The organism is Streptomyces sp. NPDC055632, from assembly GCF_053618675.1.
This window is the reverse complement of sequence record NZ_JBSHHY010000017.1, coordinates 97,189-113,588: the sequence shown is the minus strand read 5'-3', so window position 1 is coordinate 113,588 and position 16,400 is coordinate 97,189. Positions and strand designations below refer to the sequence as shown.

The window sequence follows — 16,400 nt, the reverse complement described above, 5'->3', positions numbered from 1 at the left end:
CCCCCGTGACGACGAAGCACACCGCCTCGGCCCCGCCCGTGCACATGGACGAGGCAAGCGGCACCGTGCTGCTGCGCACCACTCACAGCGCCTACGTCCTGAAGGCGGACCAGGACACCGGCACGGTGCGCCACGTCCACTGGGGCGCTCTCTTGCCCCTTGCCGACGCCGTCGCCCTGCCCCTGTGGTCAGAACACGACAACAGCTTCGCCGGCCGCTGGGACGGGGTGGAGGAATACCCGGTCGAGGGCGGTGCCCGCTTCGGCGTACCCGCCCTGGAGGTCCGCTTCGCGGACGGCTCCAGTCCCGTCGAGGCGGTGCTGGAGGACCTAGTCCTGGCCGCCGACAATCATTTGGTGATTCACCTCCGGGACCGCGCTCGGCCCCTGGCCTGGCACCTGCACTACCGCGTCCCCCCGCACGGCGACGTGATCGAGCGGTGGGCGGAGGTGAACCACACCGGCACCGCCGACGACGGGGACATCCTGCTGCCGCGCTACTCCGCGGCCCACTGGCCCGTGCCCCAGCGGCCGCACTGGCGCATCAGCTCGGTGCACGGCGGCTGGTCCGCCGAGGGGCGCCTGGAGCGGTCAGGACTGCCGGTGGGGGAGACCGTCCTGGGCAGCAGGCGCGGCCACACCGGACACCACGCCAACCCCTGGCTGGAGCTGGACGACGGGCACGCCGGTGAGGAGCACGGGGAGGTGTGGCTCGTCGCGCTCGCAGCCAGCGGCAGCTGGCGCCTGACCGCCCAGCGCACCGCCGCGGGCCGGGCCGGCGTGCTGGCGGGGGAGGGGCACGAAGGCATCGAACTCCGCCTCTCACCCGGCGAGAGCCACCGCACTCCGGTCAGCCTCGGGCTGTACACCGCCGGCGGATTCGGCAATGCGAGCCGTGCCTTTCACCGCTATCTACGCGCCCACGTCCTGCCGCACCCCGAGGAACTGCGGCCCGTGCTCTACAACTCCTGGGAGGCGACCTCCTTCGAGGTGAGTGAGAACAACCAGCTCGCCCTCGCCCGCCGTGCCGCCGAACTGGGTGCTGAACTGTTCGTCCTCGACGACGGCTGGTTCCACGGACGCGACAACGACCGGACCGGACTCGGTGACTGGACGCCCCACCCGCAGCGCTTCCCCCGGGGCCTGCGCCCCCTGGCCGACGAGGTGCACCGGCTCGGCATGGACTTCGGCCTGTGGGTGGAACCCGAAATGGTCAACGCGGACAGCGACCTGTACCGGCGGCACCCCGACTGGGTCCTGCACCTGCCCGACCGCACCCCCACAGAACTGCGCCACCAACGCGTCCTCGACTTTTCGCGCCCGCAAGTGACCGAGTGGGCTCTCAGCCTGCTGGGCGAACTCGTGGCGCAGAACGGCATCAACTATCTGAAATGGGACTTCAATCGGTCCTTCACGGAAGCCGGCGTGCACACCGCGGGCCCCGACGCCCGCCGCGTCCACGTGCACCACGCGCGCGGCGTATACCGCGTACTGGACCAGCTGCGCCACGACTTCCCCCACCTGCGCATCGAGGCCTGCGCCGGCGGTGGCGGTCGCACCGATGCGGGCATCCTCGCCCGCACCGACCAGGTCTGGACATCCGACAACACCGACGCGGTGGACCGCCTCACCATCCAGCACGGCTTCAGCCAGCTCTACCCCGCCGGTGTCATGTCCGCCTGGGTCACCGACAGCCCGAACCCGCTCACCGGCCGCACCGTGCCGCTGCGCTTCCGCTTCCACAGCGCCATGGCGGGCGTCCTCGGCATCGGAGGCGATCTGACCCGCTGGACCGACTCCGAGCGCGCCGAGGCGACCTGCCTGATCCGGGACTACAAGGACATCCGCCCCGTCATCCAGCACGGTAGGCAGTTCCGCCTCCTGGCTCCGGGCGAGGGGCCGGTCACGGCCGTGCAGTACCTCGGCGAGGACGGCGACCGGACCGTCGTGCTGATCTGGCGGCCCAGTACGGCCTTCGCCCCCGCGCAGCCACCATTGAGGCTGCGCGGACTGCACGACGGCGCCCGTTACCGCGACGAGGACACCGGACGTGAATGGACGGGTGCCACCCTGTCCGGCTTCGGCCTGCCGCTGCCCGACCTGCCACCGGGAGACTGCGCCAGTGCACTGATCCGTCTGCGCCGCGTACAGGACCCGCGCAACGACTGACTTTCCGGGCCATGCTGTGGAGGCACCGCCCTCTTCCGAGGGTGAGAGCGCTTTCCCGGCGCAGGAGGGGTGTGAAGTAGGGTGATCGCGAAAGGGAGGGTGTGCTGTGCGAGAGCGGGTCACCATGGCCGACGTCGCGCGTGCCGCCGGCGTCTCCTCCGCCACCGTTTCCTACGTGCTCTCCGGCAAGCGGCCGGTGGCCCCGGAGACCCGGGCCGCGGTCGAAGCGGCCATCGCCGCACTCGGCTTCACCGTCAACGTCGCCGCCCGCAGCCTGCGCACCGGTCGATCAAGCCTCGTGGCGCTGATCGTGCCCGACATCGCCAACCCCTTCTTCGCACAGCTCGCGGCCACCCTCCAGGAGGAGCTGCGCGGTCTGGGGCTGCACGTCGTCGTGTGCAACACCGGGGCACGCCGGGACGAGGAGCGGGCCCTGCTGGCAGAGGCGGTTCAGCAGCGGTTCGCAGGGGTGGTGATCACCCCGTTCCGTCTCAAACCGCAGGATTTCGAGCCCCTCACCGACATCGGCATGCCCGTCGTCGTCAGTGCCGATGTCTCCTTCGGCCCGATCGACCTCGTGACGCCGGACGCGCGGACGGCCACGCGCCGTGCGCTCGAAACGGTCGTCGCGGCCCAGCGGCGTCGGATAGCCATGATCGCAGGCCCTCGCGATGCTACGGGCGGCGATCCCCGCCTCGAATACCTCAGGGCGTTGGCGCTGCAGTACGGCCTGTCCCTGCCGCACGAGCTCGTGGTCAGGGGAGAACACACCCGAGAGGCCGGAGCGGCCGGCTTCGGTGCGCTGATGAGCCGCCGCTACCGCCCGAACGCCGTCTTCTGCGGCAACGACGTGATCGCGGTCGGTGCGCTGGACAAGGCCCACGAACTGGGCATTGACATCCCCGGCGACGTGGCGCTGATCGGCCACGACGACGCGTCGTTCGCCTCGCTCGTCCGCCCGAAGCTGACCACCATCCGCTATCCCGCGACCGAGGTCGGCAAAGCGGCAGCCCGGCTGCTCACGGAGCGCCTCAACGGGCGGAGCATTCACAAGACGGTACGAGTCAAGGCGGAGTTCGTCGCTCGCGCCTCCGTCTGACCTTCCCGGCCACCGGCCCCTGGTGCCGAGCGCAGTCCCCGACGATGTCCACCTGGGGTGCTCGCGGTCGCGCACAGCACCAGGGTCACGGGCGTTCGAACAGCTGGAGCAGGCTGCCCACGGAGAAGCATCCGGCATCCAAGGCCGAGATCATGAAGAGGACGAAACCCAGCTGGTCTACGACGACGATCCACCAACCGATGCTCCGCCGGCGCAGGCAGGGCCATCCACCGTGGCAGATCTCGGCGAAACTCCAGATGGCCGGAGATCAGGAACAGCAGGCACCCGATGACGTCCAGTGTTCCGCTCGGCCCGCTGCTGGTTGTCGTCGAGCCCGTGGTCTGAACATGGTTCAGGGTGTTTGGTCGGTCTGCAACAGGGCCGACTGCCTGTCGCGGTGCGGTGATGAGGTCTACACTCCGCGATCATGATCGATTTCACCGGTGCGGGCACCGATCCGCGTCTCTTCGACACCATGTCCACCATGCGCGCCATGCGCCGTCTCAAGCCCGACCCGGTTTCCGAGGACCTCGTCGAACAGCTCATCCAGGCCGCGGTCTGGGGACCCAGCGGCGGCAACATGCAGCGTTTCGAGTATGTCGTCGTCACCGACCGGGATGTCATGGCCCGGCTCGCCCCGCTGTGGAAACGGTGCGTGGACGCCTACCTCGCCACCACCGGCGCGTTGGCTCCCGAGGGAATGGACAAGGCCGCCTACGGCCGGATGGTCGCCGCGATCGAGTACCAGCGTGACCACTTCGCCGACACCCCCGTGCTGGTCATCCCGTGCTATCAGTTCCCCGCACCGCAGGTCACCGAAGAGGGCTACCTCGCCTCCGCGCAGGCCCTGGGGCCTGCGGCGACCCAGCGCATGGTGGACACGCAGGAACGCTTCATGGCTCTGGCGGAAGGATCCTGCGTCTACCCCGGCGTGCAAAACCTCCTCCTCGCCGCCCGAGGCCTCGGCCTCGCGGCGAACATCACCATCTGGCACCTGATGCTGGAGGAGGAATGGAAGCAGACTCTCGGCATCCCCGAAGACATGCGCACCTTCGCTGCGATACCCGTCGGCTGGCCGATGGGCAACTTCGGACCGGTACGCCGTCGTCCGGTCCTCGAGGTCGTGCACCGCGATCGCTGGTAGGTCTCGGAGATGTTGAGCCCATTCCAGCTTCGGGCAACTGCCAGTCAGCGCCCTGTCGTGGGCATCTGGTTAGGCACTGCTTGACGTTCGCGGTGGTGATCGAAGGGGACGCAGACGGGTAGCACATCGATCGGGGGCACTGACCGAGGCAGCCCGTGCTCGGTGGGCTGAGGTCGAGATCGATTCGTCGGCCCGTAGTGCAGTGCGCAGTCTCGTCCGGGAGCTCGATATGGAGAACAGCCCGGGTGAGGCATATTTCCACGAAGACGGGACCCGCCTGTACCTGGATGTGTGGGAGGAGGACGCGATCTGGTTGGCGGTCGCCTTCTGCGGGCTGATCCTCATACACCTTGACCTGGTGTTCTGCGATGAGGGCCACACCTTCGACGTGCGTGTGCCGGTCGGGACCACCGAGGCCGAACCGGCAGCCCTGGTGAACGCAGCTGGCTGAGCTCAGCCCGAAGTAGCGAGGTGGAGGACCAGAACGGCCTTCACGGTGGCGGTACTACGGATCGTGCTGCACCGGAACTTTCGCAGCAGGCGCCACTGCTTGGGGGCGGCTATGGTCCGCTCGCCCACCGCGTGGATACGCGCATGGGACGGATCGACGGCTCGCTGACCTGTTGAAAGCCGCTCCCATCTGCCGCGGAAGGGCACCCGGACCGTCCCGCCGGCGCCCTGGTAGCCCTTGTCTGCCCGGCAGGCGAAGCCCGTGTCGGCAAGGGCGTCGATGATGCCGTGGGCAGCGCCCGGGAGAGTGGGCGAGGCCCATGACAGCCGGCCATGCGGATCGGCGGTGACCTGCACATTCATGCCGTGCTTCTTGTGTTTCCCGGAGTGGAGCGGGCGGTCGGCGGCGATTCGGTCGATCGGCAGCAGCGTGCCGTCGAGGATCACGAACGCCTTGCGTGCAGGGGTTTTCATAGCGGCAGCCCAGGTCCGGGGTGAGGGCAGTCAGAACGTCGACGGCCTCGGCGATGTACCGGCAGGCGGTAGTGGTGCCGACACCGAACCCGGCCGCGAGCTGAGCACAGGTGTGCCCGCACCGCAGACGGGCCAGCGCCAGCAGAACCTGGTGGTCGGTGCTCAGGCGTCGCCATCGTGTGCCACGACACCGGCGGTGAGCCCGCGACTGAGCCGACAGGAAGCGCAGGGCGGAGGTGGATACGTCGATCTCGGACGGGTAGACAAGCATGCGAAGCCTTTGGTGGAGATGGTTCTCGTGGTCGAGAACTCGTCTTCCAGAGGCTTCACTGCGCTGTCGGTCCGACCGGCCTTCCTGGGAACGAGGTCGGAAAGGACCCAGCATCTGCTCGCCGGACCCTGCCATGACATCCGCGGCGGTCACCCCTGCCGGTCCACCTCGCGACAGCTCTTGCTTCGCAGACCTGCCTGGCTGTCCGTATGTCTCAGTGGTGATCCGGGACATCCCTGTGTTCAGCGTCCCGAGCACTCCGCGCCCGGAGGCGGAGATCTGTTCACTGCCCCATGTGCTGTGGCACCTGCCAGGGGTTGGCGGTCTGCAGCGGTTCCGGCAGCAAGGACTCGGGGACGTTCTGGTGGACGAGCGGGCGCAGCCAGCGGGCTATGGCCGTGCCGCCTACGCTGGTGTGCAGCGGGTTGGTCGTGGCGGGCCAGGGGCCGCCGTGGTGCATGGCCCGGGTGACGGCTACGCCTGTCGGCCAGTCGTTCCAGATCAGGCGTCCCGCGCGCAGGGCGGACCAGATGGCGCGGGCCAGTCTTGTGTCCGTGTCCTCCCGGCCGTGGACGGTGGCCGTGAGGCTGCCCGGCAGTGTTTCGAGCGTGGCGAGCAGGTCCTCGCTGGAGGTGTAGGTGACCACCAGGGAGGCTGGGCCGAAGCACTCCCGCTGGAGTTCGGGGTGGGCGCGCAGGTCGTGGGCGGTGACTGTGAGGAGAGTTGCCGCGGGGACGTCTGCTGCACGGTCGTCGTGGTCTGGTGCCACCGGTATGCGGTGGACGGCGGGGTGTGCGGCCAGTTCGTCGAGGACCGTGCGATAGGTGTCCAGGATCCAGGAACCGAGCAGGGGCGCGGGAGCGACCGCGTCGACGGCCGCCCCGAGGCGCGCGTCGAGAGTGTGGCCTTCGGGCAGGAAGAGCAGGCCCGGCTTGGTGCACAGTTGTCCCTGGCTGCGGGTGACGCAGGCGACGTACTGGTCCGCCAGGGCCGGTCCGCGCTCGGCGAGGGCGGCAGGAGTGATCACCACGGGGTTCAGGGAGCCGAGTTCTCCGTAGAACGGGATCGGGTCCGGGCGCGCGCAGGCGAGGTCGAACAAGGCGCGGCCGCCGGTGGTCGAGCCGGTGAATCCGACGGCCTGCACGGCGGGGTCGGTCACCAGGGCGCGACCCGCTTCGCGTCCGTGGACGACGGTGAGGGCGCCCGAGGGCAGTATCCGGGCGGCCAGGGCGGCGATGCGGTCAGTGAGCCGGGGGTGGCCCTCGTGGGCCTTGACCACGACGGGACAGCCGGCGGCGAGCGCGCTGGCGGTGTCGCCGCCCAGGACGGAGAAGGCGAAGGGGAAGTTGGAGGCGGTAAAGACGGCGACCGGACCCAGGGGGACCAGCATGCGGCGAACGTCCGGGCGCGGCGCGGGCACGGCTTCGGCGTCCGCCGTGTCGATCATGACGTCGAGGTAGGCGCCCTCTTCGGCGATCTCGGCGAACATCTCCAGCTGGGCTCGGGTGCGCAGCACCTCGCCGCTGAGTCTGGGGACGCCGAGGCGGGTCTCCGCGTCCGCGAGGGCGATCAGCTCGTCACTGTGGTCGCCCAGCACTGCGGAGAGGTCCCGAAGGAGCGCGCCGCATTGGGTCGGGGTGAGCGCGGCGAGCTGGGGAGCGGCGGCGCGGGCCGCTTCGATGGCCGGGGAGACGGATGGGGAAAGGGAGGACATGTCTTCTCTCGATGTCGTGGCAGATGCCGGGGATCGTGTCGTGAAGCGGAAACGGCGGTTCTTCAGTCGCCGCAAGCAGCGTTCTCCTCGGCCATGAGGAGGAGTTCGGCCAGGTGAACGGCCTTGACGCGCGAGCGCTCGCGCCGCAGTCCGGTGCGCAACTGGCGCAGACATCCCGGGTTGACGGCAGCGACGAAGTCGACATCCGCCGCCTCGATCTCCGCGATCTTGGCGGCGAGGATGCGGCGCGACTCCCGGGGCCGCAGCAGGGAGTACGTACCGGCGGCACCGCAGCACCCTCCGGCCGAGGGCAGTTCGACGTAGTCGGCCACGCCGGCAAGCAGATCGCGCGGGGCGGTGTGGATGCCGAGGCCGTTGCGCAGGTGGCAGGAATCCTGCAGAGCGACGCGGGCGCGGCGGCCGCCGGCCCGCAGTTCACCCGGTGCCCGGTCCGTACGGTCTGCTTCGGACAGGTACTGGGAGAGCTCACGGACGCGGTCTTTGCCGAGCACCGAGGCGAGGTGAGCGGCGCAGCCGCCGGAGCTGGTGACGATCGTTCCGGGAAGGTCGTCGCCCATCCGTCGGGCGAGCCGTTCGCCCGTCGCCGTGTCGCCGTTGTGCGCGTGCAGCGCGCCGCAGCATCCCTGGGCCGCGGGGACAGTCAGGCCGGGGACCAGGGCGACGACCGCGCGGCTGACGCGCGGGAAAAGCACGCGCTCGAAGCAGCCGAGCATCAATGACCCGCTGGTGGGCGCGGCCCTCGGCGCCGTACCGGCGGACCGGTCCGTCGGACTCGTGCCGTTCGTACGGGCCGCGCCCCGCAGCCGTCCCAGTGGGCGAAAGAGCCCGCGTGGACCGGCGATCAGCATGAGTGCCCGCGCGAGTATCGGCATGCGGCTTCCTCGCCACTGGTGGTCGCGCCACTGCTCCAGCAGTTGTCCGTACTCGACTCCGGCCGGGCAGACCGGCTCGCACGCGCGGCAGCCCAGGCACTGGGAGGACTGTTCCTTCAGGGTGGGGTCGTCCGGCTGCAGGTCGCCGGCCTGCAGGGCGCGCATGAGGTTGATGCGGCCCCGGGGCGAGGAGGCCTCGTCGCCGGTCTGCGCATACGTCGGGCAGGCGGGCAGGCAGAAGCCGCAGGAGATGCAGCGCGAAAGGAGGTCCGGGTCGAAGACGGGTTTCGAGGCAGACCCGCCGGTGCGGTCGTTCATGAGCCCAGCTTTCCGGGGTTGAGGATGCCGGCCGGGTCGAAGGCCGTCTTGAGGCGGCGTAGCAGGCCGATCTGGTCGGCCCCGAGTTGTGCGCGGAGGTAGGGGAGTTTTGCCGCGCCGACACCGTGTTCCCCGGTGATGGTGCCGCCCAGTTCGATCGCGGCGGCGAAGACGTCGGCGAAAGCGCTCTCGGCGCGGGCGATGGTGTCGGTGTCCTCGCGGGATTTCACGACGCAGGTGGGATGGAGGTTGCCGTCCCCGGCGTGGCCGAAGGTGGCGATCGTGACGTCGTGCCGGGCCGCGATCGCATCGATGCGTTCCACCATTTCCGCCAGTCGCGGCCGGGGTACGGTGGCGTCTTCCAGGATGGTCAGGTCACCGAGCCGGGAGAGGGCCGGCAGGGCGCAACGCCGGGCCGCGAGCAGTGCTTCGGCCTGGGCCACGTGGGCGGCGGTGGTGACGTCGAGCGCCTGGTGGTCGGCGCAGATGCCGCTCATGCGTTCCAGGGCGCGGGTGACCGCGTCGGGTTCGCCGTCGTCGCCGAAGAGCAGGAGCGCGCCGGCGTCGGTGCGCAGGCCGAGGTGGGCGAAGTCCTCCACGGCCCCGATGCAGGTGCGGTCGAGGAATTCGAGGGTGGCGGGCAGGGTGCCGGCGGCGATGATCGCGGCGACGGCCCGTCCGGCGGCGGCGAGGTCGGGGAAGTAGGCGACCCCGGTGCCGGCCGTCGCGGGTGCGGGCCGCAGGGCGAGGGTGGCTTCGGTGATGACGGCCAGAGTGCCCTCGGAGCCGGTGAGGAGACGGGTGAGGTCGTATCCGGCGACGTCCTTGTGGAGCCGGCCGCCGGTGCGGATCACCTCGCCGGTGGCCAGCACCGCTTCCAGACCGAGGACGTAGTCGCGGGTGACGCCGTACTTGAGGCCGCGCAGTCCGCCCGCGTTGGTGGCGATGGTGCCCCCAATGGTGGCGACGGTGCGGCTGCCGGGATCGGGCGCCCACAACAGGTCTTCCCGGGCCGCGGCGGTGGCCAGGGCGGCACTGGTCACTCCGGGCTGGACCCGGGCCAGCAGTTCGGCGGGGGCCATTTCAAGGATGCGGTTCAGGCGCGTCAGGACGAGGACGACGCCGCCCTGTGAGGCCACGGTGGCGGCGCAGAGGTTGGATCCGGCGCCACGCGGGACGACGGGAACCCCGTAACGGGTGGCGATGTCGAGGACGGCGGCGACCTCGGCGGTGTCGGCCGGCAGCACCACGGCGTCGGGCCGGGCGTGGAACAGCGGGGTGGCGTCCCGGCTGTAGGGAACGAGTTCGCCGTCCGTCTCCCGGAAGTGGTCGGGGCCGACGACCGACCGCAGGGCCGCTCGTGCGAGGGCGTGCATGGAGTCTCCTGGGACCGGGCCCCGCCCCCGGGAAGGAGGTGGGGGCGGGGCCTGGTGGGTGTTAGAGCGTGATCGCGGAGCGGTCGGCGATCAGGACGGGCGAGTCGTACACCGGCACGTTGCGGAAGGTGTGGGTGGTGCCCGATACGGACCAGTCGGCGGCGGGAATGTCGAAGACCGCCCCGGTCCGCACGTCGACGTAGACCGGATCGGTGAAGCTGCCCTGGGGGAAGGTCAGCCGGACCGGGGTGCGGGCGGTGCCGTCACCGGGGGTGGCGGTGCCGTCCCAGACGCCGACGATCTGACGGCCGGTGTCGCGCTTGGCGAAGCCCTGCACGGTCAGGGTGGCGGCGGAGTCGGTGCTGAACGCATAGCTCGGCAGCGCCTTGACGGTGCCGTCGATGACGGAGGCAAGGGTTTGCACGGCGTAGTAGGAGGGCTTGGCGTAGCGGATCGACTTGTCGGTGTTGGTCTGCAGCAGGCCCTTGCTGTTGATCTTCGAGGGGTAGTGCAGGTCGGAGATGCTGAAGGCGCTGGTGCTGATGTCCTGGCCGAGGTCATGGGTGAGACGGCGCAGGAACCACTTGGTCTGGCTGAGTTCGGTCCAGTCCAGGTCGCCGAGCGCGCCGAAGCTGCCGGGCGCGCTGGGAGCTCCGTTCTCGCCCTGCCGCAGGACGGCGCCGGGGGCGTACTGGTCGATCAGGGCTCGGATCTTGTCGACCTGCTGGTAGGTCCAGACGTCGTCCGGGTTCGGGTTGTACGGGTGGTAGCTGATGCCGTCCAGGAGACCGGCTTTGCCCTGGCCGGAGAGGCGTACCAGGAAGTCCTTGGTGTAGGGGACGTCGATGCCCGCCTCACCGGGTCCGTAGATCACAGAGGCCGGCTGCGCGGCTCGGACGCGGGCCGCGGTGCGGGCGAAGAAGTCGGCGTACGTGGCGGCCGGGATGCCGGCGAGGTTGGGTTCGTTCCAGATCTCCCACTCGCGTACCCGGTTGCCATAGCGCTGGACCGTGGCGCTCACCCAGGCGTCCCAGGCGTTCAGGGCCTCGGTGGAGGTGGGGATCTGGCCGCCCAGACCGGAACCGCCGCCGCCGGAGTAGATGCCGTTTCCGTAGGACAGCTGGAGCCAGGGCGCCAGGCCCCGGCTTTTGGCGTCGTCGACGATCCGGTCGAGCCACGTCCAGTCGTAGACGCCCTTGGTCTTCTCGGTCTTGGCCCAGCCCCCCTGGAGGCGGACGCCGGTCGCGCCCAGGCGCCCCAGGTAAGGCGCGTATGCCTGGTAGTTCGTGTAGTCGCGGTCGAGGGTTTCCGCACCGACGAGCAGCCGGGAGGAGCCGATCTGCGCGGCCGTGCGGGGGGCGACCGTGCCCAGCTGCGGCCAGCCGGCCGGGGTTGTTTCGAGGGCGGTCCGTACGTCGTCGAGGTAGGCGGTGCCGGTGTCGGCGACGGACACACCGGCCTGCAGGCCGTTTAGGGTGGCGGTGGATGTGCGGAAGCGCAGGTTCGCGGCCCGGCGTTCACCGTCGATGTGGAGGTCGGCCGTGGCGGTGCCGGGACGGGCGACGATCCGGATGTCGTACCAGCGGTTCGGGGCGTAGGAGCCGAGGTCGATCCGGATGGCGCCGTTGTAGGTGTAGAGGCGGCCTTCGGGGCTCATGGCGACGGTGACGCTGTGGCCGCCCGCGCTGTCGAGGTGCACTCCGATCGTCGCGGTGGACTGGGCGGCTCGGAGCCGGAAGCCGGCGACGACGGTCGAGGAGGTGGTGCCGAACGTGGCGCTCGCCGTGGCGGAGGCGGTGGTGGAGGTGTCGCGCAGGCGCAGGCTGCGGTCGACCGTGCCGGTGACGTCCTGCACCGTGACATCGCCCGAGGCGACCCAGCCGGGGGCGGGAGAACCCGGTGAAACGGTGTCGAAAGTGCTGGAGAGGTCGGCTGCGGCGGCCGGGCCGGCCGAGACGACTGAGAGCAGGGCGCCGACCAGGGCGCCGGAGAGCACGAGGGGGAGGGTCCTCCTCGCACGCGGACGTGCGGATCCGGGTATGACGGGAGGGATCATGATGCCTGCCTTCTGCGGGGGAGGGAGGATCGATTGGTGGGTGCGCGTGCCGCGCTTCCTCGGGCGCCGGGATATGGGATGTCCGGCGCCCGAGCGGTTTGGTCGGCCGACTGCTCGCCGGCCTGGATGTGCGGAGGTCGTGCAGTCGTGCGGGTTCGGGAAGGTGTGTGCCGCGCCGTCGTGCGGGTGGCCGGTCGTACGGTCAGTCGGCCACCGGAAGCGCGCCGCGCGCCTCGTCGTAGGCGCGCCGGGTCGCCTCGTCCGGCGGGTAGGTGCCGCGCAGCGGAGCGCCGTCGGCGACCCGGGCGGTGATGAACGCCTCCTGGAGCTCCTGCTCGCGGGCCTGACGGGCGATCACGGGGACGAGGTGGCGGGGCACGCAGACCACGCCGTCGGCGTCGCCGACCATGACGTCGCCGGGGTAGACGGCGACGCCGGCGCAGCCGATGGGAACCTGGAGGTCGACCGCGTGGTGCTGGGCGAGGTTGGTCATGGCGGCGGCCCCGGTGGCGAAGACCGGCAGGGGCAGACGGCCGATCTCCTCGATGTCGCGCAGCGTGCCGTCGGTGACCAGGCCGGCGGCGCCGTTGACTGCCATGCGGGTCAGCAGGATGTTTCCGGCGGAGGCGGCGCGGCCCTGGCCCCGGCAGTCCACCACGAGGACCTGGCCGGGCCCCGCCTGCTCCACCGCCAGGCGCTGCGGGTGGTCGTAGTCGTCGTAGACCTCCAGGGTGTCGATGTCCTCGCGGGCTGGGATGTATCGCAGGGTGAACGCTTCGCCGACCATGCGCCGGGCGCCGGTGATGGGGGTGAGGCCGGCGAGGAAGGTGTTGCGCAGACCGTGCTTGAAGAGCTGGGTGCTGATCGTGGCGGTGCTGGCCTCGCCCAGCGCGGCCAGGTCGTCGGGGTCGAGCGGCTGCAAAGTGGTCTCGGTCATCTGGGGTTTCCTCGGGTGTGTGCGGAGCGGTGGAATACGGACAGGGAAGCGCGGGGCCGTCAGGGGGCGGGCGCGTCGAGGGCGGGATCGGTGCCCGGCGGCCGGAGCTGGGCGCTGAGTCCGCCGTCGACGTTCAGCACCTGGCCGGTGATGAAGGCCGCGTCCTCAGAGACGAGGAAGGCGACGGCCGCGGCGACGTCGGACCCGTCGCCGACTCGGCCCAGCGGGACCGGCTGGGCACGATCCCGGCGCTGCTCCGCATCGAGCAGCTCGTAACGGTCGTTGATGACCGGTCCGGGGGCGACGCCGTTGACGCGGATGCCGTGGGGTGCCAGTTCCAGTGCCATGGCGCGGGTCGCCGCGTCGACGGCACCCTTGCTGGCGTCGTAGGCGACAGCCGCCCGATGGGCCCGGGTGGCCCCGACCGAGGAGATGTTCACGATCGAGGAGCCGGGCGGCATGACGCGGGCGGCGGCCACCGTGCACAGGAACACCCCGCGTGCGTTGACGGCGAAGCTGCGGTCCCAGTCGGCCACGTCCAGGTCGAGCAGCGGTCCGCGTCCCAGCATCGGAGCGGCGGCATTGTTGACCAGCAGGTCGAGTCCGCCCAGGACCTCGACGGCACGGGCCACGCAGGCGTCGACCTGGTCGGGTGCGGAGACGTCCCCGGGACAGGCGATCGCCGACAGTCCCTTCGCGCGCAGCATGGCGGCCGCTGCTTCGGCCTCCTGCGGATCGGGGCCGTTGACCGCCACCGCCGCACCTTCCCGGGCCAGCCGGAACGCGATGGCCAGGCCGATGTTGCGCGCGCCGCCGGTGATCAGGGCGACCCGGCCGGCGAACCGGCCGCCTGCGGGCGAACCGTCGCATGCACTGTGCGCGTCGCGGGACTCGTGCGCGTCGCTCACGAGGTTGCCGCCTGCCGGTCGACCACAGCCGCCGCGCTGGTGGCCGCCCAGGTCAGGGGCCCTACTGAGGCGGCTACCAACTGGGGGTCGAGCGTCATGCCCAGACCGGGCCCTTCGGGCACGGAGAGCAGGCCGCCGGTGTAGCGGACGGGATCGGTGACGACGTCGCGGGTGTAGAGGAGCGGGCCGACGGGGTCGCTGGGCACGGTGACGGCGGACATCGCCATCGCCACGTGGGCGGCCGCCGCCGTTCCGATGGACAGCTCTTGTGTGGTGCCGACCAGGCAGGACTTTCCGGCCGCGTCGGCTATCGCGAAGACCCTGCGGGCGGGTGTGATGCCGCCGATGGCGATGACGCTGACGTTGAACACGTCCACGGCGTCGGCGGCGACGAGTTCCAAGGCCCATCGGAAGCTGTAGACGTGCTCGCTGATCGGGACGGCGAGCCGGTCGCGTGCCCGTGCCAGACCGCGAACGTCGTGGTGCGGGGCGGGCGACTCCACGAGGTCGTAGCCGACATCGGCCACGCGTTCGGCGAAGGCGCATGCCGCCCGGGAGTCCAGGAGGTTGGAGAAGTCCAGGGACTTGATGACGATGCGGTCGCCGAACCGTTCCCGCGCGGTGCGCAGGAACTTCTCGTCCAGGTCGAGGCGGCGTCCCACGTAGACCCGGAAGAAGGTGAAGCCTTCCGCAAGGCGGCGTCCGACCATGGCGAGGTTGCGTTCGACGTCCTCCTCGTGCTGCTGGCGGAAGATCGGGTAGGCGATGGGCACCGATGCGCGGACCGCGCCGCCGAGCAGGTCGCAGACCCGTACTCCGAGCTGTTTGGCGGCCAGGTCCCAGAAGGCGATGTCGACACCGCACTTGATGGCGCGGCTCTTGTCGTAGATGTATCCGGCCTGGGGGAAATTGGCCTCCAGCCGGCGCTCCATTTCGGTGATCTGGAGGGCGTCGAGACCGACGAGGAGTTCGTTGAGGGTGGCTTCGAGGTCCGGCACGTCCAGGTGGTAGCGCGGGAGGTGCTGGAGATCGGACATCTCGCCGATGCCCGTCAGCGCCTCGTCGTCGGTGAGGAGTTCGACCAGGACGTGTCCGCAGGTGATGCTGTTGTGCCGGGGGGTGTTGATCGAGGTCAGGCGGACCTGGGTCACCTTGGCCATGTGGTGCTCCGTTCCTTGTCGGTGTCCGCGTTGCTCTCGGCGTGTGCGGGCCCGGGTGAGGTCCGTCCGGGGGCCGTGGCAAGCAATGCGCGGGTGTACGGGTGGGAGGGGTTGTCGTAGACGCGGTCCGCGGGGCCTTCCTCGACGATCCGGCCCTGCCGCATGACGGCGATGCGGTGAGCGACGGAGCGGACCACGGCGAGATCGTGGGTGATGAAGAGGTAGGCCATGCCGTGTTCGGCCTGGAGGTCGGCGAGCAGGTTGAGGATCTGTGCCTGGACGGAGACGTCCAGGGCGCTGACCGCCTCGTCGCAGACGATCAGTCGCGGCCGCAGGGACAGTGCCCGGGCGATCGCGATGCGCTGACGCTGCCCGCCGGAGAAGGCTGCGGGGAAGCGGTCCAGGGCGTGGGCGTCGAGGCCGACGTCCTGCAGGAGCCGTACGAGTTCGGGTTCGCCCGCGTCCATCCCGTGCGTCCGCAGCGGTTCCGCCAGGATGTGGCGGATCGTCATACGGGGGTCGAGGCTTGCATAGGGGTTCTGGAAGACGACCTGGACCTCTCGCTGTAGCCGACGCAGTCCCTCGGGCCCGGGTCGGCGAACGTCGATGCCGTCGTACCTCACGTGTCCCGCGGAGGGTGTCTCCAGGCGCAGCAACAGCTTGGTGAGACTGGTCTTGCCCGATCCCGATTCGCCCACCAGGGCTAGCGTGCGGCCTGGCTCGACCTTCAGGCTCACCTGATGTACGGCGTCGACGTGCCCGGTGACCCGGCGCAGTGCCCCGGTACGGACCGGGTAACGCAGGTCGACGGCGTCGAACTCGACCAGCGGCGCGCCGTGCTCCGCCTCCTTGGCGGCGGATTCCGTGCCGGCGGTACCCGTCGGCACGGGCATGGGCAGTTCCCGTGGCGCGGCGGCGAACAGGCACGCCGCCTCATGGCCCGCGCCGAGCGGAACCGGCGGAGGTATGAGGATCTCGCAGTCGTCTGCACGGACCGGACAGCGCGGTGCGAAGGAGCACCCCGGGGGCCGATCGCTCAGCTGCGGCGGCCTGCCCCCGATGGAGACGAGGCGGGTGCGGGCCGGGCCGTCAAGGCGGGGGGTCGCGGCGAGGAGCGCCTGGGTGTACGGCATCCGAGGGTCGGCCAGAACGTGGGCGGTGGGCCCGCTCTCGACGATCCGGCCGGCGTACATGACCGCCACCCGGTCGGCCTGTTCGGCGACCACGCCGAGGTCGTGGGTGATGAGGATCAGACCCATGTCGAGGTCGTCGCACAGCGAGCGCAGCATGCTCATGATCTCCGCCTGCACGGCGGCGTCGAGAGCGGTGGTCGGCTCATCGGCGATGAGCAGCCGGGGGCGTGGGGGGGGGGGGCGCGGGGGGGCCGCCCGCGGGCGCCGCGCGGCCCCCGGCCCGGGGGGGGCGGGGGCGC

General features: G+C 70.6%; 12 protein-coding genes and 2 pseudogenes. 4 read left to right on the top strand and 10 right to left on the bottom strand.

The window, feature by feature from the left end; all coding sequences use genetic code 11:
• The first annotated feature begins 5 nt into the window (after positions 1-5).
• On the top strand, positions 6-2,168 hold the full coding sequence (locus tag ACWGSR_RS22295; RefSeq protein ID WP_376243356.1) for an alpha-galactosidase: 2,163 nt from the start codon (positions 6-8) through the stop codon (positions 2,166-2,168).
• A 106-nt stretch (positions 2,169-2,274) separates the two neighbouring features.
• A complete protein-coding gene (locus tag ACWGSR_RS22290; RefSeq protein WP_376243359.1) occupies positions 2,275-3,267 on the top strand; it encodes a LacI family DNA-binding transcriptional regulator in 993 nt (330 codons plus the stop codon).
• A gap of 85 nt (positions 3,268-3,352) precedes the next feature.
• Here the strand turns inward: ACWGSR_RS22290 and ACWGSR_RS22285 are convergent.
• Positions 3,353-3,563, bottom strand: a pseudogene (locus ACWGSR_RS22285) (hypothetical protein); the annotation flags it as partial.
• A 131-nt stretch (positions 3,564-3,694) separates the two neighbouring features.
• Between ACWGSR_RS22285 and ACWGSR_RS22280 the strand changes: the two are divergent.
• Positions 3,695-4,411 (top strand): nitroreductase family protein, encoded by a 717-nt coding sequence (locus ACWGSR_RS22280; RefSeq protein ID WP_453568392.1) that lies wholly within the window; start codon positions 3,695-3,697, stop codon positions 4,409-4,411.
• Between the two features lie 229 nt (positions 4,412-4,640).
• The gene (locus ACWGSR_RS22275; protein WP_453568390.1) at positions 4,641-4,862 is read left to right on the top strand and encodes a hypothetical protein; all 222 of its coding nucleotides are present in this window, start codon (positions 4,641-4,643) and stop codon (positions 4,860-4,862) included.
• Positions 4,863-4,864: 2 nt separating this feature from the next.
• Here the strand turns inward: ACWGSR_RS22275 and ACWGSR_RS22270 are convergent.
• The 9 genes and pseudogenes from ACWGSR_RS22270 to ACWGSR_RS22230 form a co-directional block, all read right to left on the bottom strand.
• Positions 4,865-5,606, bottom strand: a pseudogene (locus ACWGSR_RS22270) (transposase family protein).
• Positions 5,607-5,889: 283 nt separating this feature from the next.
• Positions 5,890-7,395 carry an aldehyde dehydrogenase (NADP(+)) gene (locus ACWGSR_RS22265; RefSeq protein ID WP_453568388.1) on the bottom strand — a complete coding sequence of 502 codons (1,506 nt, stop codon included), beginning with the start codon at positions 7,393-7,395 and terminating at the stop codon, positions 5,890-5,892.
• The gene (locus ACWGSR_RS22260; protein WP_376243371.1) at positions 7,383-8,531 is read right to left on the bottom strand and encodes a (Fe-S)-binding protein; all 1,149 of its coding nucleotides are present in this window, start codon (positions 8,529-8,531) and stop codon (positions 7,383-7,385) included. The genes ACWGSR_RS22265 and ACWGSR_RS22260 overlap by 13 nt, the downstream gene beginning before the upstream one ends.
• Complete coding sequence (locus ACWGSR_RS22255) at positions 8,528-9,907, bottom strand: FAD-binding oxidoreductase (protein WP_453568386.1); 1,380 nt, start codon at positions 9,905-9,907, stop codon at positions 8,528-8,530. The genes ACWGSR_RS22260 and ACWGSR_RS22255 overlap by 4 nt, the downstream gene beginning before the upstream one ends.
• Positions 9,908-9,968: 61 nt before the next feature.
• Positions 9,969-11,903, bottom strand: coding sequence for a GH39 family glycosyl hydrolase (locus ACWGSR_RS22250; protein ID WP_453568384.1), 1,935 nt, complete (start codon positions 11,901-11,903; stop codon positions 9,969-9,971).
• A 262-nt stretch (positions 11,904-12,165) separates the two neighbouring features.
• Entirely contained in the window at positions 12,166-12,900 is a 735-nt protein-coding gene (locus ACWGSR_RS22245) for a ribonuclease activity regulator RraA (RefSeq protein ID WP_376243380.1), read from the bottom strand.
• A gap of 59 nt (positions 12,901-12,959) precedes the next feature.
• Positions 12,960-13,808 carry an SDR family NAD(P)-dependent oxidoreductase gene (locus tag ACWGSR_RS22240; protein WP_376243383.1) on the bottom strand — a complete coding sequence of 283 codons (849 nt, stop codon included), beginning with the start codon at positions 13,806-13,808 and terminating at the stop codon, positions 12,960-12,962.
• Complete coding sequence (locus ACWGSR_RS22235) at positions 13,805-14,968, bottom strand: mandelate racemase/muconate lactonizing enzyme family protein (protein ID WP_453568381.1); 1,164 nt, start codon at positions 14,966-14,968, stop codon at positions 13,805-13,807. The genes ACWGSR_RS22240 and ACWGSR_RS22235 overlap by 4 nt, the downstream gene beginning before the upstream one ends.
• A complete protein-coding gene (locus ACWGSR_RS22230) occupies positions 14,956-16,320 on the bottom strand; it encodes a dipeptide ABC transporter ATP-binding protein (protein WP_453568469.1) in 1,365 nt (454 codons plus the stop codon). Before ACWGSR_RS22230 ends, ACWGSR_RS22235 begins: the two co-directional genes overlap by 13 nt.
• Positions 16,321-16,400 lie beyond the last annotated feature (80 nt).